Here is a 22,145-nt window from a genome sequence, read left to right as displayed (position 1 = left end):
GGTTTGCCTCAGTAGTCCACCTTGCCACGCCCGGCCTTGATCGCCCCGCGCTTGCTCTTGCCTTCCAGGCGGCGCTTCTTCGAGCCCAGGGTCGGTTTGGTCGGGCGACGCGCCTTCTCGGTCTTGCCGGCATTGCGGATCAGCTCGGCCAGGCGCTCCAGGGCGTCGGCGCGGTTCTGTTCCTGGGTGCGGTACTGCTGGGCCTTGATGATCACCACGCCGCCTTCGGTGATGCGCCTGTCGTGCAGCTCCAACAGGCGCTGCTTGTAGAACGGCGGCAGCGACGAGGCCTGGCTGTCGAAACGCAGGTGCACGGCACTGGAGACCTTGTTGACGTTCTGCCCGCCCGCACCCTGGGCGCGGATGGCGGTCAGCTCGACTTCGTCGTCGGGCAGATGGACGCTGTTGGAGATCACCAGCATGGGGCATCAGGCGCTGCAGGAGAAATGGGTGCCCAGCATACCCGACTGGAAAACCGACGCGGATGCTCCCTGCCGATCAGGGATAGGCCCGTTCGTAGGCTCCCAGGTCACATACCGGCAGACCATCGCCGTTGCCGTCACGCGGGCGCCCCAGTCCCCGCTGATCGATCTCGGCACAACTGCCGAGGCCGGCATCCAGCGCCGGACTGTCGGGGCGCAGTGCATGGGTCTGCGTGGGACCATTGTTGTCTGCCAGGGGGTACAGCACGGTGGCCAGGGCGTTGGCGCTGGGCACGATTACTTCTCCCGTGCAGCCCAGCGAGTCGCTGCCGAGTAGCACGCCCAGGCCAGTGAATTCGGCATGGTTGTTGTTCTTGCAGTCCCTATAACCACCCGAGAACGGGTCGTAGCCGTTGCCAATGATCAAGCTGTTGCGCACCAGCATCACGTCGTTGTTCACCAGTCCTTCGGTGCGGTTGTCGGCAATGGTCACGTTCACCAGCTGCATGAAAGCCTGGCGCGGGGGTGGCTCGTGCCTGGGCAGAGGATTCAGTCCATTGTTCACAGCCGCTTGCGTTCTGAGATTACCGCTGATGGTGCTATTGAATATCTTCATCTGCCCGCTCGAATTGGTAATCACGGCTGCAGGCGACTCGTTGGCAATGAAGGTACTCCCGCCAATGCTGGTGGTACCCCCGTCGTTCCAGATGGCACCGCCAACGCCCCATGGATCGGGGTCGACGAAGATGCTTGAGTTCGCTTGATTACCACTGATAGTCGAGCCACGCACCTTCAGATTCGCGGTGTTGTAGATAGCCCCTCCGCCCCCGATGAACGCATGGATATCGCGGCCGTCGGAGTTGTTGTCACGCAGCGTCGAGTCATGGACTTCCAGGCTGCTGAAATTGGCGATGCCGCCGCCGAAACCCCGATCGCCGGAGCCGCGGTACTTTCGCGAGACAGCTTCGTTGTCGAACACGTCGACGTCCCGCAGCACCGCCTCCCCGGCATTCTGGAGCGCGCCACCGTAGAAAGTGGTATGGCCGTCGGTCAAGCGCAGTTTCTCTAGCATCAGCTTCGCCCCTGGCAGCACGTCGAACAACCGGTCATAGGCCTCCGGCGAACCACTGATCACGGTGACGTCCCTGCCTTGGCCAATGATCTTCAGCGTGCCGGTAACATCCAGATCGCCGTTGAGATTCTCATCCTCGTCGAAGGACTCACCATCCCAGGCACGCCCCGCCGGCAGCATCAGCACGTAGGTTTCGGCTTGCAGATGGATGACGCTCTTGCCCGACGCCGCATTCGCCGCAACCACGGCTTCACGCAGGGAACAATCGGCCGCGCAGGCGCCATCCAGGCTGTCGGTGGTCTTGGTAACGATGAAAACTGCCGCATGGGCTGCCGTAGCACTCAGGTAGAGCGCCACGGAGATAAGGATCGATGAAAAGCGCATGATTTCAGCCTCTCTGGGTAGGCTGTCCCATCTGGGACGTCGGCTATCAAGGGGCCGCGCCTCCGAGCCGAACGGTGGAAGCGAAAGAAAGGCCATGTCGTAACGCTATGAACAGCGGCGGACAAAACGAAGCTTCCGCAGAGAAAGCATCGAGGCCAACAGGAAAGAACTAGCTACGAGGGGCAAAAGCCGGACAGCTGTGCCACGGGGGTAGGTTAGACCGGACACCCGGTCAGGGAGGACCTTTCATCCGAAAGGCTTTCTGCTGAGTAGACGCAGCAGATGGCTGGGGCGGCAGCGATGACACCATGCAACCTCTGATGTCCAGCGACCTTCACGGAATTGATCATCCAGGGCATGGCGAAGCCCAGCCCACCGGTTCAAAAGAAAACGGAACAAGGGGCAGGCGCCTCGAGCCCCGCCGCAGGCGAGGCTCGACGGGCTGGACTCAGGCCGGCACCTGGCAATCGCCGGAGAAGTTGATCATCCATGGCACGCCGAAGCGGTCGGTGAGCATGGCGAAGCCCTCGGCCCAGAACGTCTTCTGCAGCTCCATCTGCACCGAGCCCTGGGCCGACAGTGCGCGGTACAGGCGATCGGCATGCGCCAGGTCGTCGGCCTGGATCGAGATGTGGCAGCCCTTGATACCGTCGTGGGCGTCGCCGGGCATGGTGTCTGAGCCCATCAGCAGCTGGCCGTCGCGGTTGAGGCTGGCGTGCATGGTGCGGTCGCGGTGCTCCGCCGCCACATCGGCGCAGGCCGGGCTGCCCTCGAAGGGCATGATCAGCAGCTCGCCGCCCAGCACCTCGGCGTAGAAGCGAAAGGCATCGGCGCACTGGCCGTCGAAAATCAGGTAGGCGTGGATGTTCATCTGGGTCTCCTTATTCCGCGGCAATCCGGGCGCGCAGGCGCTCTTCCTGTTCACGCAGCTCCGGGGTGAATTCCTCGCCGAAGTCCTCGGCCGAGAAGATCTGGCGGATCTCGATCTCGCTGTCGCCCGGCATCGGGTTGGGGCAACGCTTGACCCACTCGATGCACTCGGCCAGCGAGGCCACTTCCCACAGCCAGAAGCCGGCGATCAGCTCCTTGGTCTCGGCGAACGGGCCGTCGATCACGCTGCGGTTGGCGCCGGAGAAGCGCACGCGCGCGCCCTTGCTGCTCGGGTGCAGGCCCTCGCCGGCCTTCATCACGCCGGCCGCCACCAGCTCCTCGTTGTATTGGCCCATGGCCGCCAGCAGCTCCTCGCTGGGCATCACACCGGCTTCCGAATCGGCAGTGGCCTTGACTATCACCATGAAACGCATCGTCGTTCTCCCTGATTGGCGCCCGCCACAATGGCGGGTCTGTCCATTGGTCGAACGACAGTGAAGCAGATCGACAGGGGCACGAAAAAAATTTCAACCAAATGGTCAACCCACCGTGGCTTGCATCCACGAGCTGCCCGGCTATGGGAGAGGGAATACCCAGCCAGCCCTGTAGCCCGGATGCAATCCGGGATCGGAGTCGCCCGCGTCCCCGGGTTGCATCCGGGCTAAGGGCACCAGTGAATCTGCAACGGCGGGCGCAGCAGCGCGCGAATCGGCAGCTCCTCGAGCGGCCCCGGCTGCAGGGCACGAGTCAGCACGGCCAGCTTGGTCGACCCCTGAATGGCCAACAGCTGCAGATGTGCGCCAGTCAGCGCTGGCAGGGTCAGACTGAGGCGCTCGTGTGGCGCGGCGGGTGCGTGCATCGCCAGCAGCCGGCGCGGGCAATCGTCACGCAGCGCCTGCGCCAGGTTGGGGCTAGCGGGAAACAGCGACGCGGTGTGGCCGTCGTCACCCATGCCCAGCACCAGCACATCGATAGGCGGCAGCCCGGCCACGGATTGCTCGGCCAGGCGCGCGGCCTCGTCCAGGCTCTGCGCCGGGTGATACAGGCCGAGCATGGTCGCCTGGGCCGCCGGCCCCTGCAGCAGATGGCGACGTACCAGCGCCTCGTTGCTGTCGGCATGGCTGGGCGGCACCCAGCGCTCGTCGGCCAGGCTCACCTGGACCTTGCTCCAGGGCAGCTCCAGGCGCGCCAGGCATTCGTAGAATGCCACGGGGCTGCGCCCACCGGAGACCACCAGCAGCGCCCGGCCGCGCTCCTGCACCGCCCCACGCAGACCTTCGGCCACCTGCTCGGCCAGGGCCTCGGCCATCAGCGCCGGCGTCTCGTACTGGTAGCCCGGCACGCCGAGCGGCATCTGCAGCGAGGCCAGGCTCATCGCAAGGCGCTCAGGCTGGCGGTGAAGGCGCTGGCACCCTGCTCCGCCGGACTGAAGGCGGCGCGCATGAAGGCGAACAGCTCGCGGCCGCAGCCGATTTCCGCCGGCGGCGGCGTGGCCAGCTCGCGGGCCTCCCATTCGGCCGCATCGACCAGCACCTGCAGCTCGCCGTTGCGGCCGTCGATACGAATGCGGTCACCGTCGCGCACCTTGGCCAGCGGGCCGCCGTCGAAGGCTTCGGGGCAGATATGGATGGCCGCCGGCACCTTGCCGGAGGCGCCGGACATGCGCCCGTCGGTGACCAGCGCGACCTTGTGCCCGCGATCCTGCAGCACACCGAGGAACGGCGTGAGCTTGTGCAGCTCGGGCATGCCGTTGCAGCGCGGGCCCTGGAAGCGCACCACGGCGACGAAGTCGCAATCCAGCTGGCCGGCCTGGAAGGCGTCGGCCAGCTGCTGCTGGTCATGGAACACCCGCGCCGGCGCCTCGATCACATGGCGCTCCGGCGCCACGGCGGAGAGCTTCATGACCCCGCGCCCCAGGTTACCCTGCAGCAGGCTGAGGCCGCCCTCGGCGGAGAACGGCTGCGCCACCGGACGCAGGATGCTGGTATCCAGGCTGACCGCGGCGCCTTCGCGCCAGACCAGGCGCTCGCCGTCGAGGAACGGCTCCTGGGTGTAGCGACGCAGACCGCGGCCGGCCACGGTGGCGACGTCCTCGTGCAGCAGGCCGGCGTCGAGCAGCTCGCGGATCAGCAGCGCGGTGCCGCCGGCGGCGTGGAAGTGATTGATGTCGGCCTTGCCGTTGGGATAGACGTGGGCCAGGGTAGGCACCACCTCGGACAGCTCGGCCATGTCCTGCCAGGTCAGCTGGATGCCGGCGGCCTGGGCGATGGCCGGCAGGTGCAGGGTGTGGTTGGTCGAGCCGCCGGTGGCATGTAGCGCCACCACCGAGTTGATCAGCGCGCGCTCGTCGATGATCTCGCCGAGCGGCAGGAACTGCCCGCCCTGGCGGGTCAGGCGCACCACCTGCTGCGCCGCCTCGCGGGTCAGGGCATCGCGCAGCGGCGTGCCCGGGTTGACGAAGGAGGCGCCCGGCAGGTGCAGGCCCATGATCTCCATCAGCATCTGGTTGGTGTTGGCGGTGCCGTAGAAGGTGCAGGTACCGGGGCTGTGGTAGGCGGCCATTTCCGAGGCGAGCAGCTCGTCGCGGCTGGCCTTGCCCTCGGCGTAGCGCTCGCGCACCTCGGCCTTCTCCTTGTTGGACAGCCCCGAGGGCATCGGCCCGGCCGGCACGAAAATGGTCGGCAGGTGGCCGAAGCGCAGGGCGCCGACCAGCAGGCCGGGGACGATCTTGTCGCAGATGCCCAGACAAAGGTTGGCGTCGAACATGTTGTGCGACAGCGCCACGGCGGTGGACATGGCGATGGTCTCGCGGCTGGCGATGCCGATCTCCATGCCCGGCTCGCCCTGGGTCACGCCGTCGCACATGGCGGGCACGCCGCCGGCCACCTGGCCGACCGAACCGACCTCATGCAGCGCCGCCTTGATCCGCTGCGGGTAGTCCTCATAGGGCTGGTGCGCCGAGAGCATGTCGTTGTAGGCGGTGACGATGGCCACGTTGACCGCATCGGGCAGGCGCAGGGTCTGCTTGTCCGCGCCGCTGCAGCCGGCCACGCCGTGGGCGAAGTTGGCGCACTGCAGCTTGCCGCGCTGCGGGCCCTGGTCGGCGGCCGCGGCGATCATCGCCAGGTAGCGCTGGCGGGTGGCACGGCTGCGCTCGATCAGGCGCTCGGTGACTTCGAGGACGCGCGGATGCATGGGAAGGCTCCTGGGGGCTTTGCAATACCGACACTGTAACCCCGCCTGCAGTTGAAATCTTTCGTCGGAATTTCCCGGCTGCCGCCCGCCGCGCCCGGCGCTAAGTTAGCCGCCTGGTTTTCCTTGCGAGAAGGCTCATGGACTCGATCACCCAGGCGGTACTCGGCGCCAGCATCCAGGGCGCCCTGCTCGGCCGCTGGCAGGGCCGGCGCGCCCTGCTCTACGGCGCCATGCTCGGCACCCTGCCCGACCTCGACGTGATCATCGACTACGGCGACGCCGTGGCCGACATGACCTACCACCGCGGCTTCAGCCACTCGCTGCTGGTGCTGAGCATCCTCGCCGTGCTGTTCACCGCCCTCGCCCGCTGGCTCAGGCCCAACCCGGCCTATTCGACGCGCCGGCTGTTCCTCGCCATCTGGCTGGCGCTGATCACCCATCCATTGCTGGACGCCTTCACCAGCTATGGCACCCAGCTGTTCTGGCCACTGCAGACACCGCCCGTGGCCTGGTCCTCGGTGTTCATCATCGACCCGCTGTACACCGTGCCGCTGCTGGTGGCGGTGATCGTCGGCCTGGTGCGTGGCCTGCGTGACAAACCGCAGTGGCTGGCGATCACCGCGCTGGGCCTGTCCAGCGTCTACCTGGCCAGCACCCTGGCCGGCAAATGGATGGCCGAGCAGCGCGTGCAGGACGTGCTGGCCGAACGCGGCATCCAGGCCGACGTGCTCTTCAGCACGCCCACCCCGTTCAACAGCCTGTTGTGGCGGGTCACCGTGGTCGATGGCAGCGACTACCACGAGGCGCTGGTGAGCTGGTTCGACGACCGTCCGCCCCGGCTCGAACGCATCCCCCGTGGCGCGCAGCTGGCCGAGCTGCTGGAGAATTCGCCGCAGCACCAGCGCCTGCAGTGGTTCACCCACGGCGTGCTGCGCTACGACCGGATCGGCAACGAGCTGATCGTCACCGACCTGCGCCTGGGCATGACCGGCTACCACCCGTTCCGCTTCATCTTCGCCGAGCACCGTGGCGGCCGCTGGCGACCGCTGCCGGTGGTGGATCGCCTGCCGTTCAACCGTGGCGAGCCGGAACAGCTGCTGGTGCTCTGGCGCAGGATCTGGGACCAGGCCGAGCCAGTGGAACTACTGAGCTGGGCCAGCGCTCTGCAAGGAAAACCCTGAGTACGTCGGCCGCTGCCCCTGGGCTAGGCTTGACGGAAAGCCGGCAGTCGGAGACAGCAGCATGAACATCCGCCAGAAAATGATCGCCTGCGGCGCCGTCAGCGTGGTCGCCGCCGCCCTGCTCGGTGGCGTCGGCTACTGGGGGCAGATGCGCCTGGCCGAGGTGATCGCCAGCAGCGAGCTGAGCGTCAGCGCCCTGCGCAACCATCTGGAGGGCGACATGATGCACGACGCCCTGCGCGCCGACGTGCTCGCCGCCTTCTACGCCCCGCCCGGCGACACGGCCGCCGCCGAGCAAGTGCGCGCCGACCTGCGCGAGCACAGCCAGTGGTTCCAGCGCACCATGGCGGCCAATGCCGAGCTGCCGCTGAGCGAGGAAATCCGCCGCGCCATCGGCCAGTCGCAGCCGGCGCTCAATGCCTACATCGCCCAGGCCGAGCGCATCGTCGGCCTGGCCCTGCAGGACCCGCAGGCGGCACGCGCCGAGATGGCGGCCTTCGAGCAGAGCTTCGGCGAGCTGGAAGAGAAGAACGAAGCGCTCAGCGAACTGATCGAGCAGCACGCCAGCCAGGTGCGCAGCGACAGCAGCGCGGCCACCGAGAAAGCGGCGTGGCTGCTGATCAGCGGCATCCTGCTGGTGTGCCTGCTGCTGGGCCTGCTCACCAGCCACCTGATGAAGACCGTGTTGCGGCCGCTGGGCAAGACCATGGCCGTGGCCCGCGCCATCGCCCAGGGCAACCTGCGCAGCAGCATCCAGATCGAAAGCAACGACGAGGCCGGCCAGCTGCAGCAGTCCCTGGCCGACATGCAGAACTACCTGCGGCAGATGATCGAGACCATCCGCCGCGAGAGCGAGCAGCTGCAGAGCACCGCCCAGCACCTGAGCGGCGCCTCGCAGAGCATCGTGCACAGCTCGCGCGAGGAATCGGACAACGCCACCAGCATGGCCGCAGCCATGGAGCAGATGATCCAGAACATCGCGCAGATCGCCGACCACGCGCGCAACGCCAAGGACATCTCGTCCCAGTCCGAGCAGTTGGCCAGCAGCGGCGGCCAGGTGATTCTCGGCGTGGTGGACGGCATGAGCCGCATCGCCGAGGCGGTCAACGAGTCCTCCAGCACCATCACCGCGCTGGGCCAGTCATCCGAGGAGATCCACTCGATCATCCAGGTGATCAACAGCATCGCCGAACAGACCAACCTCCTCGCCCTCAACGCTGCCATCGAGGCGGCGCGGGCCGGCGAGGCCGGGCGCGGCTTCGCCGTGGTGGCCGACGAGGTGCGCAACCTGGCCGCGCGCACCGCCCAGTCGACCCAGGAAATCACCGGCATGATCGAGCGCATCCGCAACAGCACGACGCAGGCGGTGAACAGCATGCAGGCCGGGGTGACGCGGGTGAACGACGGGGTCAACCTGGCGCGCCAGGCCGGCGAGTCGATCAGCGAGATCCGCGGCGGCGCCCAGCGCGCGGCCTCGGTGGTGGAAGAGATTTCCCACACCATCGGCGAGCAGAGCAAGGCCAGCAGCGAGGTGGCCCAGCGCGTCGAGCAGATCGCCCGCATGTCGCAGCAGAACAGCCAGACGGTGGGCGAACTGGCCGCCGCCGCCCAGCGCCTGGACAGCGTGGCGCGCAGCATGCAGAACTCGGTCTTGCAGTTCCAGACCTGACGGCTGAGATAGCGCGTAGGCGAACAGTCAAGAAAAAGCCCGGCCTAGGCCGGGCTTTTTTCATACCACCGGGATCACCCCTGGCTGGCCAGCGGCGCGCTGCCGGCCGCCAGCTTGATGCGGTAGCAGGCCCAGAGGAACAGCAGCCAGAACGGGATGGCGTACACAGAGACCTTGATGCCGGGGATCATCAGCATCACGCCGAGGATGAACAGCACGAAGGCCAGGCACAGGTAGTTGGCGAAGGGGAACCAGAACGCCTTGAAGCTCGGCTGCACGCCCTTGGCGACCATGGCCTTGCGGAACTTCAGGTGGGCCAGACTGATCATCGCCCAGTTGATCACCAGGGACGCCACCACCAGCGACATCAGCAGCTCCAGCGCGCTCTTCGGCGCCAGGTAGTTGACCAGCACGCAGAGCAGCGTCACCAGGGCCGACAGGCCGATGGCCAGCACCGGCACGCCACGGGCGTTGACCTTCATCAGCGCCCTGGGTGCATCGCCCTGCTCGGCCAGGCCGTAGAGCATGCGGCTGTTGCAGTACACGCCGCTGTTGTAGACCGACAGCGCGGCGGTGAGCACCACGAAGTTGAGGATATGCGCGGCGGTGTCCTCGCCGATCAGCGAGAAGATCTGCACGAACGGGCTGCTGCCGTAGGAGTCGCCACCGGCGGTGAGGGTCTGCACCAGGCTGTCCCACGGGTACAGCGAGAGCAGGATGGTTAGCGCGCCGATGTAGAAGATCAGGATGCGCCAGACCACCTGGTTGATCGCCTTGGGGATCACCGTTTTCGGCTGGTCGGCCTCGGCGGCGGTGATGCCCACCAGCTCCAGGCCGCCGAAGCTGAACATGATGATCGCCATCATCATCACCAGCCCGGAGATACCGTTGGGGAAGAAGCCGCCGTGGCTCCACAGGTTGCTGACGCTGGCCTGCTCACCGCCGGCGCCGCTGAGCAGCAGATAGCCGCCGAGCAGGATCATGCCGATGATCGCCACCACCTTGATGATGGCGAACCAGAACTCGGTCTCGCCAAAGGCCTTCACGTTGACCAGGTTGATCAGGTTGATCAGCACGAAGAACGCCGCCGCCGTGGCCCAGGTGGGAATGTCCGGGTACCAGTACTGCACGTACTTGCCCACCGCCGTGAGCTCGGCCATGCCCACCAGCACGTAGAGCACCCAGTAGTTCCAGCCGGACAGGAAGCCGGCGAACGGGCCCCAGTAGCTATGGGCGAAGTGGCTGAAGGAGCCGGCGACCGGCTCCTCGACGATCATCTCGCCGAGCTGGCGCATGATCAGGAAGGCGATGAAGCCGCCTATCGCATAGCCCAGGATCATCGACGGGCCGGCGCTCTGCAGCACCCCGGCCGAGCCGAGGAACAGGCCGGTGCCGATGGCGCCACCGAGGGCGATCAGCTGGATATGGCGATTCTTCAGGCCGCGCTTGAGCGGGCCGGTGTGCAGCTGCTCGGACATCAGCGAGCGCTCCGCAGGGAAAGGCAAGGCATGGGATCACCTGTCTGTCGAAGTATGCCGCCGGGCTCGTGGTCCGGCGGCAGGGGTCGTGGCTATTGGCCGTGGCCCGCAGGCCTTGGGCGCCGGGGCGCGGCGAGTATACACCCGAGGGCTTTGGGCCGGCTTGCCGGTACGCTTAACGGCCCAGGCGCTCCTGGGCCATGCGGTCAGCCACTGCAGTAGTGGTAGCACCCTCGGCCTTGGAGCGCTGGAAGATCTCGTCCAGGGTCGCCTCGATGCCCTCGATATGCGCCTTCAGCTGCTCGGCGCTGCCGCCGGTGCGCTCGTAGCACACGTCGATGATGCCGCCGGCGTTGATCGCGTAGTCCGGCGCATACAGGCAGTCGCGACGGCGCAGCTGTTCGGCTAGCTCAGCGCTGGCCAGCTGGTTGTTGGCGGCGCCGGCGATGATCGGCGCGCGCAGCGCTTCCAGGGTCTGCGGGTTGATGATCGCACCCAGGGCGCAGGGGGCGAACACGTCCACGTCGAGGCCGAAGATCTCCTGTTGGCCCACAGCGCGGGCGCCCAGCTGCTCCACGGCGCGGCGCTGGTTGGCTTCATGGATATCGGTCACCCACAGCTCGGCGCCGGCGTCCTTGAGGTGCCTGGCCAGGCCGAAACCGACCTGACCAACGCCCTGGATGGCCACCGTGAGGCCGTTGAGATCGTCGCGACCGAGGCGATGGCGCACGGCCGAGCGAATGCCGACGAACACGCCATAGGCGGTGGCCGGCGACGGATCGCCATCACGGGTGCCGCCGCCGATGGCCTCGCGCTGGCCGGCGCCAGCCACGTGGCGGGTGCGCTCGGCCATGATCTGCATCTCGGCCACGCCGGTGCCGGAGTCGGCGGCGGTGATATAGCGCCCGCCGAGGCTGTCGACGAAATCGCCCATGGCCTGGAACAGCGCCTCGGTCTTGCCGTTGCGCGGGTCACCGATGATCACCGCCTTGCCGCCGCCCAGCGGCAGGCGCGCCAGGGCGGATTTGTAGGTCATGCCGCGGGACAGGCGCAGCACGTCGCGCAGGGCCTCCTCGTCGCTGGCGTAGTTCCACATGCGGCAGCCGCCCAGGGCCGGACCGAGGGTGGTGTCGTGCACGGCGATGATGGCCTTGAGGCCGCTGGCCTGGTCGTGGCCGAAGACCACCTGTTCGTGGTGGTCGAAGTCGATATGGGTGAAGACGGGCATGGGAATTCCTTGATGTTCTTGTTGGATACGCAATGTTGGGTGGGCACGGATAGCCTTCTCCCCCTGGGAGAAGGTGGCCGAAGGCCGGATGAGGGGCTGCCAGGCGCCTGGGCGTCCCTCACCCCTGCCCCTCTCCCAAAGGGAGAGGGGTGGTTTGGCTCCGGAGGGGGTTCGATCAGGCCGCGGGTTCGAACAGCTGGACGGCGGAGATCTCGCTGACCAGCAGGCGAGCCTTGAGCTGCTCGGCCTGCTCACGGACCTTGACCAGGGCGTGTTCCTTGACGTGGCCGTAGCCGCGGATCTGCTCCGGCAGCTCGGCCAGGGCCACCGCGGTGCGGTAGTTATCCGGGCGTTGCTCCTTGAGCAGCAGCTCGACCAGCTCCTCGTACTCGCCGATCAGCTCGCGCTCGACCTTGCGCTCGGCGCTGTGGCCGAACGGGTCGATCACACTGCCGCGCAGGAACTTGAAGCGCGCCAGTACGGCGAAGGCCTTGAGCATCCAGGGCCCGAAGGTGCGCTTGATCGGTGCGCCGGTGCGCGGGTCGGGCTTGGCCAGCCAGCTCGGCGCCAGGTGGAACTGCAGCTGGTAGTCGCCCTCGAACTGGGCCTCAAGACGCTGACGGAAGGCCGGCTCGCTGTACAAGCGCGCCACCTCGTACTCGTCCTTGTAGGCCAGCAGCTTGAAGTAGTAACGCGCCACGGCTCGGCTCAGGGCCTGATCGGCACCGCTGTCGGCCTGGCGCACGCGGGTCACTAGGTCCAGGTAGCGCTGGGCGTAGGCGGCGTCCTGGTAGGCGGTGAGACGAGCCATGCGGTCGGCGACGATCTCGTCGAAGCTCTCGCAGCGCGGCGCCTCGGGGTTCTTCGGCTTGGCCAGCTGCTCCACGGCGGCCAGGTCATGGGCCGCGCGACGGCCCCAGAGGAAGGCCTGCTGGTTGAGCTTGATCGACACGCCGTTGAGCTCGATAGCCTTGTCGATGGCCTCGGCGGACACCGGCACCAGGCCCTTCTGATACGCATAGCCGAGCATAAACAGGTTGCTGGCGATGGTATCGCCGAGCAGCGCGGTGGCCAGGCGGGTGGCGTCGACGAAGTGGGTCTTGCTCTCGCCCACCGCTTCCACCAGCGCCTCGTGCATGGCCGCGCCGGGCACCTGGGCGTCCGGGTTGCGGGTGAACTCGGCGGTGGCCGCCTCGTGGCTGTTGACCACGGCGTTGGCGATCTTGTCGTTGAGCTTGGCCAGGGATTCCTCGCCGGCCGCCACCACCAGGTCGCACGCCAGCAGCAGGTCGGTCTCGCCGGCGGCGATGCGCACGGCGTAGATGTCGTCCTGCTTGGCGGCGATGCGGATGTGGCTGATCACCGGGCCGAACTTCTGCGCCAGGCCAGCCTGGTCGAGCACGGTGCAGCCCTTGCCTTCCAGGTGCGCGGCCATGCCCAGCAGGGCGCCGACGGTGGTCACGCCGCTGCCGCCGACACCCGGCAGGAGGATGTTCCAGGGCCGCGAAAGTTCCGGCTGGCGCGGCTCCGGCAGGGCCACGAACAGCGCCTTGGCACCTACTGCCTCGGGCTTGCGCAGGCCACCGCCGTGCACGGTGACGAAGCTCGGGCAGAAGCCCTCGACGCAGGAGAAGTCCTTGTTGCAGGCGTTCTGGTCGATCTCGCGCTTGCGCCCCAGTTCGGTCTCCAGCGGCAGCACGGAGAGGCAGTTGGACTTCACGCTGCAGTCGCCGCAACCCTCGCACACGGCCGGGTTGATGAAGGCGCGCTTGGCTGGGTCGACCAGCTTGCCGCGCTTGCGGCGGCGACGCTTCTCGGTGGCGCAGGTCTGGTCGTAGAGGATCACCGAGGTGCCCTTGATCTCGCGCAGCTCGCGCTGCACGGCGTCCAGCTCACGACGATGGTGGAAGGTGACGATGGGCGCGAAGGTGGCGCGGGTCGGGTACTTGTCCGGCTCGTCCGAGACCAGCGCAATGCGCTTAACGCCCTCGGCGTAGACCTGCTGGCTGAGCTGGTCGATACGCAGCTCCCCGTCGATGGGCTGGCCGCCGGTCATGGCCACCGCATCGTTGTAGAGGATCTTGTAGGTGATGTTGACCCCGGAGGCCACGGCCGCACGCAGGGCCAGCTGGCCGGAGTGGAAGTAGGTGCCGTCGCCGAGGTTCTGGAACACGTGCTTGGTGTCGGTGAACGGCGCCTGGCCGATCCAGGTAGCACCCTCCCCGCCCATCTGGGTGAAGGTGTCGGTACGCCGATCCATCCACTGGGTCATGTAGTGGCAGCCGATACCGCCGAGGGCGCGGCTGCCTTCCGGCAACTGGGTGGAGCTGTTGTGCGGGCAACCGGAGCAGAAGTGCGGAGTGCGCTTGGTGTCGTGCTTCGGTGCGGCCAGCGCGGCTTCCTTGGCCGCCAGGAAGGCCAGGCGCTCTTCGATGGTGGCGCTGGTGTAGATCGGCGCCAGGCGCTTGGCGATCACCCGGGCGATCATCGCCGGAGTCAGCTCGGCCAGGTTAGGCAGCAGCGAGTTGCCCTCCTCGTCGAACTCGCCGACCACCCGCGGGCGCTTGCCGACCGGCCAGTTGTACAGCTGGCCGGTGAGCTGGTCCTCGATGATGCTGCGCTTCTCCTCGACCACCAGGATCTCGTCCAGGCCTTCGGCGAAGTTGTGCACGGACACCGGCTCCAGCGGCCAGCTCATGCCGATCTTCAGCACACGCAGGCCGACCTGGGCGCACAGCTCGTCGTCCAGGCCCAGGTCGTTCAGCGCCTGGCGCACGTCCAGATAGGACTTGCCGGTGGTGATGATGCCGAGACGCGGGTTGGGCGAATCCAGCTTGATCTGGTCGAGGTTGTTGGCCAGGGCGAAGGCCCGGGCGGCATAGATCTTGTACTGGTTGAGGCGCTTTTCCTGGGCCAGGGGCGGGTCCGGCCAGCGGATGTGCACGCCGTCTTCCGGCAGCTGGAAGTCGGTCGGCAGTTTAATCTGGACGCGCAGCGGGTCGACTTCCACCACGGCCGACGAATCGACGTTCTCGGCAATGGTCTTCAGCGCCACCCAGCAGCCGCTGTAGCGCGACAGCTCCCAACCGATGATGCCGTAGTCGAGGATTTCCTGGACGTTGGCCGGATTCAGCACCGGCATCGACGCGGCAATGAAGGCATGCTCGCTCTGGTGCGCGATGGTCGAGGACTTGCAGCCATGGTCGTCGCCGGCCAGCACCAGCACGCCGCCCTTCTCGGCCACGCCGGCCGAGTTGCCGTGCTTGAACACGTCGCCGCAGCGGTCCACGCCCGGACCCTTGCCGTACCACATGGCGAACACGCCGTCGTAGCGCGCGCCGGGGAACAGGTTGGCCTGCTGGCTGCCCCACACGGCGGTGGCGCCCAGCTCTTCGTTGACGCCGGGCTGGAAGTGGATGTGGTTTTCCTGGAGGAACTGCTTGGCCTCCCACAGGCTCTTGTCCAGGTTGCCCAGGGGTGAGCCCCGGTACCCGGAGATGAAGCAGGCGGTATTGAGACCGAAGGCGGTATCGCGCTGCTTCTGCAGCATCGGCAGGCGGGTCAGGGCCTGGGTGCCGGTGAGGTACAGCTGACCTGTGGCTACACGGTACTTGTCGTCCAGGCGGATTTCGGCCAGAGACATGGTGCGCTCCTTTTATTCTTGTGTGAGCGACGCGACCTTTCTTGGAGGTCGCCGATTAACCCTGCCGCGGGATCACCGCAGCGGGTCGTATGGCCAAGACTATGACCGAGGGGTTCTGGGATTTTCTTTCTTTTTTCGGGCTACAAGCGGGATACTGCGCATGAGTTATTCCGCCATGACCAATAAAGAGAAAAAATCATGCAGGAAAATCTGAGCTCTATCGACCGGCGCATTCTGCGCCTGCTGCAACACAACGCCGACCTCTCCGCCGCCGAGATCGCCGAGAAGGTGGAACTGTCGCAATCGCCCTGCTGGCGACGCATCCACCGCATGCAGGAAGAAGGGCTGATCGAACGCAAGGTCGCCCTGCTCAACCCGAAAAAGCTCGGCCTGGGCATCACCGTGTTCGTCGACATCAAGCTATCGGCCCACGGCCGCAGCAACCTGGAAGAGTTCGAGCAGGCGGTGGTCGGCTACCCCCAGGTGCTGGAGTGCCACACCATGGCCGGCGGCTCGGACTACCTGCTCAAGGTGGTGGCCAAGGATATCGCCGACTATGAACGCTTCCTGCGCGACCACCTGCTGCAACGTCCGCATGTGCACGAGGCGCACTCGCATATCGCGATGAGCGAGGTGAAGAGGACTACGGAGTTGCCGTTGGATTGAGCATAAAAATGTCTGGCGGTTGCTGGGCGCCAGAGTGAAATACACTAGCTACACGTACTAAACAAATGGACATATAGCAAAATCAAAGGAGCAAGAGTGTGAGCGAAGCAAATACCTCTTACAGGCTACCCGAGGAAACCCTGCCAGGAATAAGCTTCAAAGATCACGCTGCCGATTTGCGCGCAATCAAAGAATTCATAGACACCCTCGGAATAAAAACCCACAACACCAGAATAGCTCGATACTTACAATATTTCGACGACCTAGCAGAAGAAAGAGAGATCGACGAAAGCAAAATATTCAAAAATGTTAATGATGCAAGATTTCAAAGCTCTCTTGATTGGCACCTGTATTTATTGAGAGAAACCCATGAACTCATGTGGATTTTGCGTGGATTAAAAAAACACACACCCAAGGGGATCGAATCAAAAATCGAAAAAATAGTTAGAGGCAGCGATTTTGCCGCTCTCGACACAAATACTGAGTCAAGAGACACACAATTTGAGCTCAGAATTGCAAGCTATTTTTGCCAGACCGGCTGTACAGTTGACCTCAGCACAGACACAGACATAATCGCCCTAACTGACAAGTGTGCATTTTACGTTGAGTGCAAAAGAATCGCAGGCAGTCGAAATCTAAAAGATAATTTCGCGAAAGCTAAAGATCAAATTCTTCTACGCATGCCAAAAAGTCATGATGGGAAGCATACGTACGGAGTAATAGCGGCGGACGTTACCAAGCTAGGATTCACTCATAACGGGCTGACTATGGGACTAACCACTGATCATGCAAGAGACATAATCCAAGACAAACTCAGAGAAATCGGACAAAAAACATCCACTCTACCTATATTCACCGGGCGCCCAGACATTATTGAATGTCTACTTCATATACACATACCATCAATTATCACACACCCACCAGCAACCACCACTCGCTTTTCTTCTTACTCATTGCATAACAAAAAGTCGAACAGAAAAAGCAGAAGCGCAATCAATGCACTTCACGCCATCTTTCAAGCGAGCAAAATAATTGACGACAGAGAAATACCACCAACCAAATTAAAGATCAGGAAATCAATAGATATCCCTGCAGGAACCGCGTTTCACCTAGAGCAGGAGCTAATAACCAGCATCCTATCAGCGACTAGAAGTCAAGCCTACGAACAGAATGCAATAGTTGCCTCACTAAAAATGAACAACCTAACTCATGAATTCACTGCTTCCGAGCTAGAAACGGTTATAAAAAGAATTCCAGCAGCCCGACTGCACCAGCTTGCAAATAGCGAAACGACTGACAGAATCGAGCTAATTTTAGAAATGTTCGCGCAACGATACCCCTACGAAAACAGCCCGCATTAATACTGACCGAAAAGACTGATTTATTGCTCAAACCACTGAGCAGCACTAGGCCTCTTCTCTCGCCCTCACGGCGAGTCACTTTCTCTTGTCTGGCCAAGAGAAAGTAACCAAAGAGAAGGCCCCCCGGCATCCGGCCCCGCCTGCGGCGGGGTTCCCTCCTTCCGGTGCTGCTCCGGGGGCCGGCTTACAAGGGCCATCCATGGCCCTTTATGCGGGGACGCCTAGTCCTCTCGCCGCATCCATGCGGCTCGTCCCTCTGCGCAACACCTCCACTCGGCCTCCTGGCGGGGATTCCACTCCGAGTTGCTTGAAGGTTTGTCTAAGCGCTGCGCGCCCGAGCGGAGTTAGCAGGATTCGCTTTCGTAGGGTGGTCTCGCCGCAGGCAGCCCACCACACCGGAACGGTGTACTGCCCTTCGGGCGAGTAACACCCTACAGAAGCAACACCGCACTCCCAGGCAACTCTCCGCCCCCTTCAGGAGGCCGAACGGAATCGTTGCGGAAGGGGTTGAGCGGCATGGATGCCGCGAGAGCGACGATGGGCCAGGGATGGCCCTTCGGCGCGTGCCCCTGGAGCAATGATGGAGCGAGGGAAGTCGAGCGCAGCGAGACCCGGATGGCGGGGGCAAGACCTTTTGGTTCCTTTTGGGGCGTTTGCCAAAAGGGACCCGCCCAGCAGGGCGGAACCAATGCTTCAACAGATACGAAAATAGGTAGCGGCACGAACAAAAGATGGTGGATAACGCTGCGCGGTTATCCACCCTACAGGCTAAAGCCGCCCTCTCCCTAACCCTCTCCCGTAAACGAGAGAGGGGACTAGAGCAACGCGTCTGGCTGAGCTTCGGGGGCAGCGGCCTTGAAGGCGTCCAGCGCCAGGCAACGATCCTCCATCTCCAGAAGACGCGGGAAAGCATTCAGCGAGCAGGCAAACCGCCGCGCGTTGTACAGCTGCGGAATCACGCACGCCTCCAGATAACCCGGCCGATTGCCAAGCGACAGGCCCCCCTTGAGCCCACCCAACCCCTGTTCCACCGCCGCCAGGCCCTTCTCCACCCAATGGCGATACCAGGTGTTCTTCGCCTCGTCGTCGACACCTAGCTCGGCGCTGAGGTACTGCAACACGCGCAGGTTGTTCAGCGGGTGGATATCGCAGGCGATATGCAGCGCCAGCGCACGCACCTGGGCGCGATGGGCCGGATCGCCAGGCAGCAGCGCCGGCACCGGGAAGACTTCGTCGAGGTATTCGAGGATGGCCAGCGACTGGGCGATGCGTGCGCCGCCGTTGGCGTCGTCCACCAGCAGCGGCACCAGTTCCTGCGGGTTCAGCTCACGATACTCGGCCGCGTGCTGCTGGCCGCCGTCCTTGACCAGGTGCACCGACTCCTGCCGGTAGGCCAGGCCCTTGAGGCCCAAGGCGATGCGCACCCGGTAGGCGGCGCTGGAGCGCCAGTAGCCGTAGAGCGTCAGCTCAGTGCTCATAGCGCTCCACCGCCTGGTCGATGGCGCCGAAGATGCTCTGGCCGGCGGCGTCGAACATCTCAATGCGCACCCGGTCACCGAACTTGAGGAACGGGGTCTTGGCCTCGCCCTGCTCGATGATCTCCAGCATGCGTTTCTCGGCCAGGCAGCTGGAGCCGGCGCTGCGGTCGTAGTTGGACACGGTGCCGGAGCCGATGATGGTGCCGGCGCCCAACGGGCGGGTCTTGGCGGCGTGGGCTACGAGGATCGGGAAGTTGAAGGTCATGTCCACGCCGGCGTTGGGCTGGCCGAACAGCGCGCCGTTGATGTGCGAGACCAGCGGCCGGTGCACCTTGCCGTCCTTCCAGGCCTCGCCCAGCTCGTCCGGGGTCACCGCCACCGGTGAGAAGCTCGACGACGGTTTGCTCTGGTAGAAGCCGAAGCCCTTGGCCAGCTCGCCGGGGATCAGGTTGCGCAGCGACACGTCGTTGACCAGCATCAGCAGCTGGATGCGCTCGGCCGCCTGCGCCGCCGTGGCGCCCATCGGCACGTCGTCGGTGATCACCGCGATCTCCGCCTCCAGGTCGATGCCCCAGGCCTCGTCGGCCATCTGGATCGGTGCGTGCGGCGGGATGAAGCTGTCGGCGCCGCCCTGGTACATCAGCGGGTCGTGCCAGAAGGATTCCGGCATCTCCGCGCCACGCGCCTTGCGCACCAGCTCCACATGGTTGACGTAGGCGCTGCCGTCGGCCCAGTGATAAGCGCGCGGCAGCGGGCTGTGGCAGTCGGCCTGGTCGAAGACGAAGGACTCGTCAATCAGGCCGTCGTTGAGGCGCTGGTAGACCGACTCCAGCAGCGGGCGCTTGACCTCCCAATCGTCCAGCGCGACCTGCAGGGTGGCGGCGATCTGCGGCACCTTCACGGCGCGGGCCAGGTCGCGGGAGACGACCACCAGTTCGCCGTCGCGGCCCAGGTTCAGTGATGCGAGCTTCATCGGTTACCTCGAATTATGTTGGGCTCCCCTCTCCCCTTGGGAGAGGGTTCGGGGGGTGAGGGAGCGCCAGGCAATCCGCAACTCCCTCACCCCAGCCCTCTCCCGGAGGGAGAGGGGGTTGTTCTGAGTGGCCTTAGCCTGGTTTGCCTGGCGCACGCCAGGAGTTCACGTATTCGGGCACGTCCACCGCGGCGGCGGTCTCGGCCACCTCCAGCGCGCGGCGGGTGTCGATCATCACCGCCACTTCCTCGGCGAAGGTGGCCGGGTCTTCCTGGGCCTTCTTCAGCGCCTTGGGGTGCGGGCCGTGGGGGAAGCCACAGGGGTGCAGAGTCACCATCCCAGCCTCGATGTTGTCGCGGCTGAAGAAGTTGCCACGGTGATAGAACAGCACCTCGTCGTAGTCGTCGTTGTTGTGGAAGAACGGCACCTTGAGCGCGCCCGGGTCGCTCTCGACCGGGCGCGGGGTGAAGGTGCAGACCACGAAGCCGTTGGCGACGAAGGTGGTGTGGGCCGACGGCGGCAGGTGGTAGCGGTGGCTCATCAGCGGGCGGATGTCGCGCCAGTTGAGGCGCACCACAGTGTTGTCGCCATGCCAGCCCACTGCATCCAGCGGGTTGAACGGATAGGTGACGGTGCTGATCTGGTTGCGCCGCTTGATGCGGATCTGCCAGGTCTGCTCGTCCTGCTGGGCCTTGAAGGCGTCGTCGATATGCGGGTGTTCGAGCACCGCCGGGTCGAAGATCGCCTGCGGGCCGAGCAGGCCCTTGTCCGGCAGCTGGTAGGCGCCGTCGGTGTTCTCGATCAGCAGGAAGTGGCTGGGCGCTGTCGGTTCGATGCGCCAGGCGGTGCCACGCGGGATCAGCAGGTAGTCGCCGTCGCGGTACTCCAGGTGGCCGAAGTCGCAGTAGAAGTGTCCAGCACCGTCGTGCACGAACAGCAGCTCGTCGCCGTCGCTGTTGCGCACCAGGTGGCGCATGGCGCCGTGGGTCTTCCACACGCGCAGCTTCACGTCGGCGTTGTGCAGGGTCAGCGGCGCCTCCAGCGGGCAGTCGCGCTCGCTGGCGATCCTGTTGAAGTTGAAGGCGTGCGGGCGCAGCGGCCCTTCCCAGTCGATCCAGCCGGTGGGCGGGTGCTTGTGGTGCAGGTGGGTCACCGGGCCGAAGAAGCCCTCGCGACCCATCTCCCGCTCGTAGGTACCCTCGGGAAAATCACAGTGGGCCTGGCGCGAGTGCTCGCCCTCGCGCAGGGGGAAGCTGATCCATTTGCGGCTCATTGCAGAGCTCCTGTCAGGTATCGAGTTTCGTAGCGAGCGCAGGCCTGGCTAGGCGCCGCTTCGCAAAGGTGCGCAGTTGACATGTCGGTCAATGAGCAACCTGAGCGGAGTGGCAACACCGCCAGGGCAAGCGCAGTAGAAAATCGGTACATGACTACTCCTCGGAGATCACGCCACGACGCAGCTGATCCTCCTCGATGGATTCGAACAGCGCCTTGAAGTTGCCTTCGCCGAAGCCCTGGTTGCCCTTGCGCTGGATGATCTCGAAGAAGATCGGGCCAATCACAGTATTGGTGAAGATCTGCAGCAGGATGCCGTCATCGCCTGGCGCGCCGTCGATGAGGATATTCAGGTCGCGCAGGGTGGCGGTCGGTTCGCCGTGGCCGGCCACGCGGGTGTCGACCTTCTCGTAATAGGTGTCCGGGGTGGTCATGAAATCCACGCCATTGGCGCGCAATTTACGCACTGTCTCGTAGATATCGTCGGTGCTCATAGCGATGTGCTGGATGCCCTCGCCGTGATACTCGCGGATGAATTCCTCGATCTGCGACTTGTCGTCGGCCGACTCGTTGATCGGGATGCGGATCTTGCCGCAGGGCGCGGTCATGGCGCGGGAGAACAGGCCGGTGAGCTTGCCCTCGATATCGAAGTAGCGGATCTCGCGGAAGTTGGCGATGCGCTCGTAGAAGCCGGACCAGACATCCATCTGCCCACGCTTGACGTTGTGGGTCAGGTGGTCGATCTGCTGCAGGCCCACGGCGTTGTCGCCCGGCTTGCGGCCCTCGATGTACTCGAAGTCGACGTCATAGATGGTCTTGTCGCCGTAGCGGTCGACCAGATACAGCAGCGAGCCGCCGATGCCTTCGACGCAGGGGATGTTCAGCTCGCCGAAGTTGGCGTGGCTGCCGACCAGGGTGGCGCCCTGCTCCTTCACATAGGCGGCGGCCTGAGCGGCATTCTTCACCCGGAAGGCCATGGCACAGGCGCTCGGCCCGTGCTTCTCGCCGAAGGCGCGCACATGGCCGGTGGGGCTGCCGTTGAGCACGAAGTTGATGTCGTTCTGCTGGAACAGCCACACCTGCTTGGAGCGGTGCTTGGCGGTTTCGGTGAAGCCCATGGCGCTGAACAGCTGGCGCAGCTGCTCGATGCCCTCAGGCGTCGGCGCGGTGAATTCGACGAATTCGAAACCGTCGGTTCCGATGGGGTTGTGCTGTTCGATCTTGGCCACGGCGTTCATCCGGCCTCCCTGATT

General features: G+C 64.9%; 17 protein-coding genes and 1 pseudogene. 5 read left to right on the top strand and 13 right to left on the bottom strand.

The features are described from left to right. Nucleotides 1–8 precede the first annotated feature (8 nt). From arfB to edd, 6 genes are all read right to left on the bottom strand, one after another. The gene (gene arfB, locus FFS62_RS05110) at nucleotides 9–422 is read right to left on the bottom strand and encodes an alternative ribosome rescue aminoacyl-tRNA hydrolase ArfB (protein ID WP_137971716.1); all 414 of its coding nucleotides are present in this window, start codon (nucleotides 420–422) and stop codon (nucleotides 9–11) included. Between the two features lie 76 nt (nucleotides 423–498). Then, nucleotides 499–1,878 (bottom strand): choice-of-anchor Q domain-containing protein, encoded by a 1,380-nt coding sequence (locus FFS62_RS05105; protein ID WP_171016268.1) that lies wholly within the window; start codon nucleotides 1,876–1,878, stop codon nucleotides 499–501. Between the two features lie 448 nt (nucleotides 1,879–2,326). Continuing rightward, on the bottom strand, nucleotides 2,327–2,749 hold the full coding sequence (locus FFS62_RS05100; RefSeq protein WP_137971714.1) for a VOC family protein: 423 nt from the start codon (nucleotides 2,747–2,749) through the stop codon (nucleotides 2,327–2,329). A gap of 10 nt (nucleotides 2,750–2,759) precedes the next feature. Next, nucleotides 2,760–3,182 carry a YciI family protein gene (locus FFS62_RS05095; RefSeq protein WP_137971713.1) on the bottom strand — a complete coding sequence of 141 codons (423 nt, stop codon included), beginning with the start codon at nucleotides 3,180–3,182 and terminating at the stop codon, nucleotides 2,760–2,762. 227 nt (nucleotides 3,183–3,409) lie between these two features. Continuing rightward, complete coding sequence (gene pgl / locus FFS62_RS05090) at nucleotides 3,410–4,123, bottom strand: 6-phosphogluconolactonase (protein ID WP_137971712.1); 714 nt, start codon at nucleotides 4,121–4,123, stop codon at nucleotides 3,410–3,412. Then, the gene (gene edd, locus FFS62_RS05085) at nucleotides 4,120–5,943 is read right to left on the bottom strand and encodes a phosphogluconate dehydratase (protein ID WP_137971711.1); all 1,824 of its coding nucleotides are present in this window, start codon (nucleotides 5,941–5,943) and stop codon (nucleotides 4,120–4,122) included. Before edd ends, pgl begins: the two co-directional genes overlap by 4 nt. A 137-nt stretch (nucleotides 5,944–6,080) precedes the next feature. Between edd and FFS62_RS05080 the strand changes: the two genes are divergently transcribed. The 3 genes and pseudogenes from FFS62_RS05080 (at nucleotide 6,081) to FFS62_RS23610 (ending at nucleotide 8,793) form a co-directional block, all read left to right on the top strand. Next, nucleotides 6,081–7,124 carry a metal-dependent hydrolase gene (locus FFS62_RS05080; protein WP_137971710.1) on the top strand — a complete coding sequence of 348 codons (1,044 nt, stop codon included), beginning with the start codon at nucleotides 6,081–6,083 and terminating at the stop codon, nucleotides 7,122–7,124. A 61-nt stretch (nucleotides 7,125–7,185) separates the two neighbouring features. Continuing rightward, nucleotides 7,186–7,938: pseudogene (locus tag FFS62_RS23615) on the top strand (HAMP domain-containing protein); the annotation flags it as partial. After that, nucleotides 7,930–8,793: a methyl-accepting chemotaxis protein gene (locus FFS62_RS23610; protein WP_371920108.1), complete on the top strand. Its 864-nt coding sequence runs from the start codon at nucleotides 7,930–7,932 to the stop codon at nucleotides 8,791–8,793. The pseudogene FFS62_RS23615 and the gene FFS62_RS23610, both read left to right, overlap by 9 nt. 74 nt (nucleotides 8,794–8,867) lie before the next feature. Here the strand turns inward: FFS62_RS23610 and FFS62_RS05070 are convergent, their stop codons facing one another. The 3 genes from FFS62_RS05070 to FFS62_RS05060 all read right to left on the bottom strand — a co-directional run bounded on the left by FFS62_RS05070 (nucleotide 8,868) and on the right by FFS62_RS05060 (nucleotide 15,142). Then, nucleotides 8,868–10,271 carry an amino acid permease gene (locus tag FFS62_RS05070; protein ID WP_371920097.1) on the bottom strand — a complete coding sequence of 468 codons (1,404 nt, stop codon included), beginning with the start codon at nucleotides 10,269–10,271 and terminating at the stop codon, nucleotides 8,868–8,870. 175 nt (nucleotides 10,272–10,446) lie between these two features. Beyond that, nucleotides 10,447–11,499: a Glu/Leu/Phe/Val dehydrogenase gene (locus FFS62_RS05065; RefSeq protein ID WP_137971708.1), complete on the bottom strand. Its 1,053-nt coding sequence runs from the start codon at nucleotides 11,497–11,499 to the stop codon at nucleotides 10,447–10,449. A 175-nt stretch (nucleotides 11,500–11,674) separates the two neighbouring features. Beyond that, nucleotides 11,675–15,142 (bottom strand): indolepyruvate ferredoxin oxidoreductase family protein, encoded by a 3,468-nt coding sequence (locus FFS62_RS05060; RefSeq protein WP_137971707.1) that lies wholly within the window; start codon nucleotides 15,140–15,142, stop codon nucleotides 11,675–11,677. A gap of 198 nt (nucleotides 15,143–15,340) precedes the next feature. Between FFS62_RS05060 and FFS62_RS05055 the strand changes: the two genes are divergently transcribed. Together FFS62_RS05055 and FFS62_RS05050 are read left to right on the top strand one after the other, a co-directional pair. Then, the gene (locus tag FFS62_RS05055) at nucleotides 15,341–15,808 is read left to right on the top strand and encodes an Lrp/AsnC family transcriptional regulator (RefSeq protein ID WP_137971706.1); all 468 of its coding nucleotides are present in this window, start codon (nucleotides 15,341–15,343) and stop codon (nucleotides 15,806–15,808) included. A gap of 98 nt (nucleotides 15,809–15,906) precedes the next feature. Further along, entirely contained in the window at nucleotides 15,907–17,169 is a 1,263-nt protein-coding gene (locus FFS62_RS05050; protein ID WP_137971705.1) for a hypothetical protein, read from the top strand. Nucleotides 17,170–17,984: 815 nt separating this feature from the next. Here FFS62_RS05050 and maiA read toward each other — a convergent pair. The 4 genes from maiA to hppD all read right to left on the bottom strand — a co-directional run bounded on the left by maiA (nucleotide 17,985) and on the right by hppD (nucleotide 22,130). Next, nucleotides 17,985–18,647 (bottom strand): maleylacetoacetate isomerase, encoded by a 663-nt coding sequence (maiA, locus tag FFS62_RS05045; RefSeq protein ID WP_137971704.1) that lies wholly within the window; start codon nucleotides 18,645–18,647, stop codon nucleotides 17,985–17,987. After that, complete coding sequence (locus FFS62_RS05040) at nucleotides 18,637–19,620, bottom strand: fumarylacetoacetate hydrolase family protein (RefSeq protein ID WP_137971703.1); 984 nt, start codon at nucleotides 19,618–19,620, stop codon at nucleotides 18,637–18,639. Before FFS62_RS05040 ends, maiA begins: the two co-directional genes overlap by 11 nt. 133 nt (nucleotides 19,621–19,753) lie before the next feature. Next, nucleotides 19,754–20,893, bottom strand: coding sequence for a homogentisate 1,2-dioxygenase (locus tag FFS62_RS05035; RefSeq protein WP_137971702.1), 1,140 nt, complete (start codon nucleotides 20,891–20,893; stop codon nucleotides 19,754–19,756). A gap of 154 nt (nucleotides 20,894–21,047) precedes the next feature. Continuing rightward, nucleotides 21,048–22,130, bottom strand: coding sequence for a 4-hydroxyphenylpyruvate dioxygenase (hppD, locus tag FFS62_RS05030; protein ID WP_137971701.1), 1,083 nt, complete (start codon nucleotides 22,128–22,130; stop codon nucleotides 21,048–21,050). Between the last annotated feature and the right edge of the window lie 15 nt (nucleotides 22,131–22,145).

The organism is Pseudomonas sp. F(2018), assembly GCF_005508865.1.
In the GTDB taxonomy this organism is placed as follows: Bacteria; Pseudomonadota; Gammaproteobacteria; order Pseudomonadales; family Pseudomonadaceae; genus Aquipseudomonas.
The sequence above is the reverse complement of the archived record's forward strand: the minus strand, read 5'-3'. Positions and strand labels throughout refer to the sequence as shown.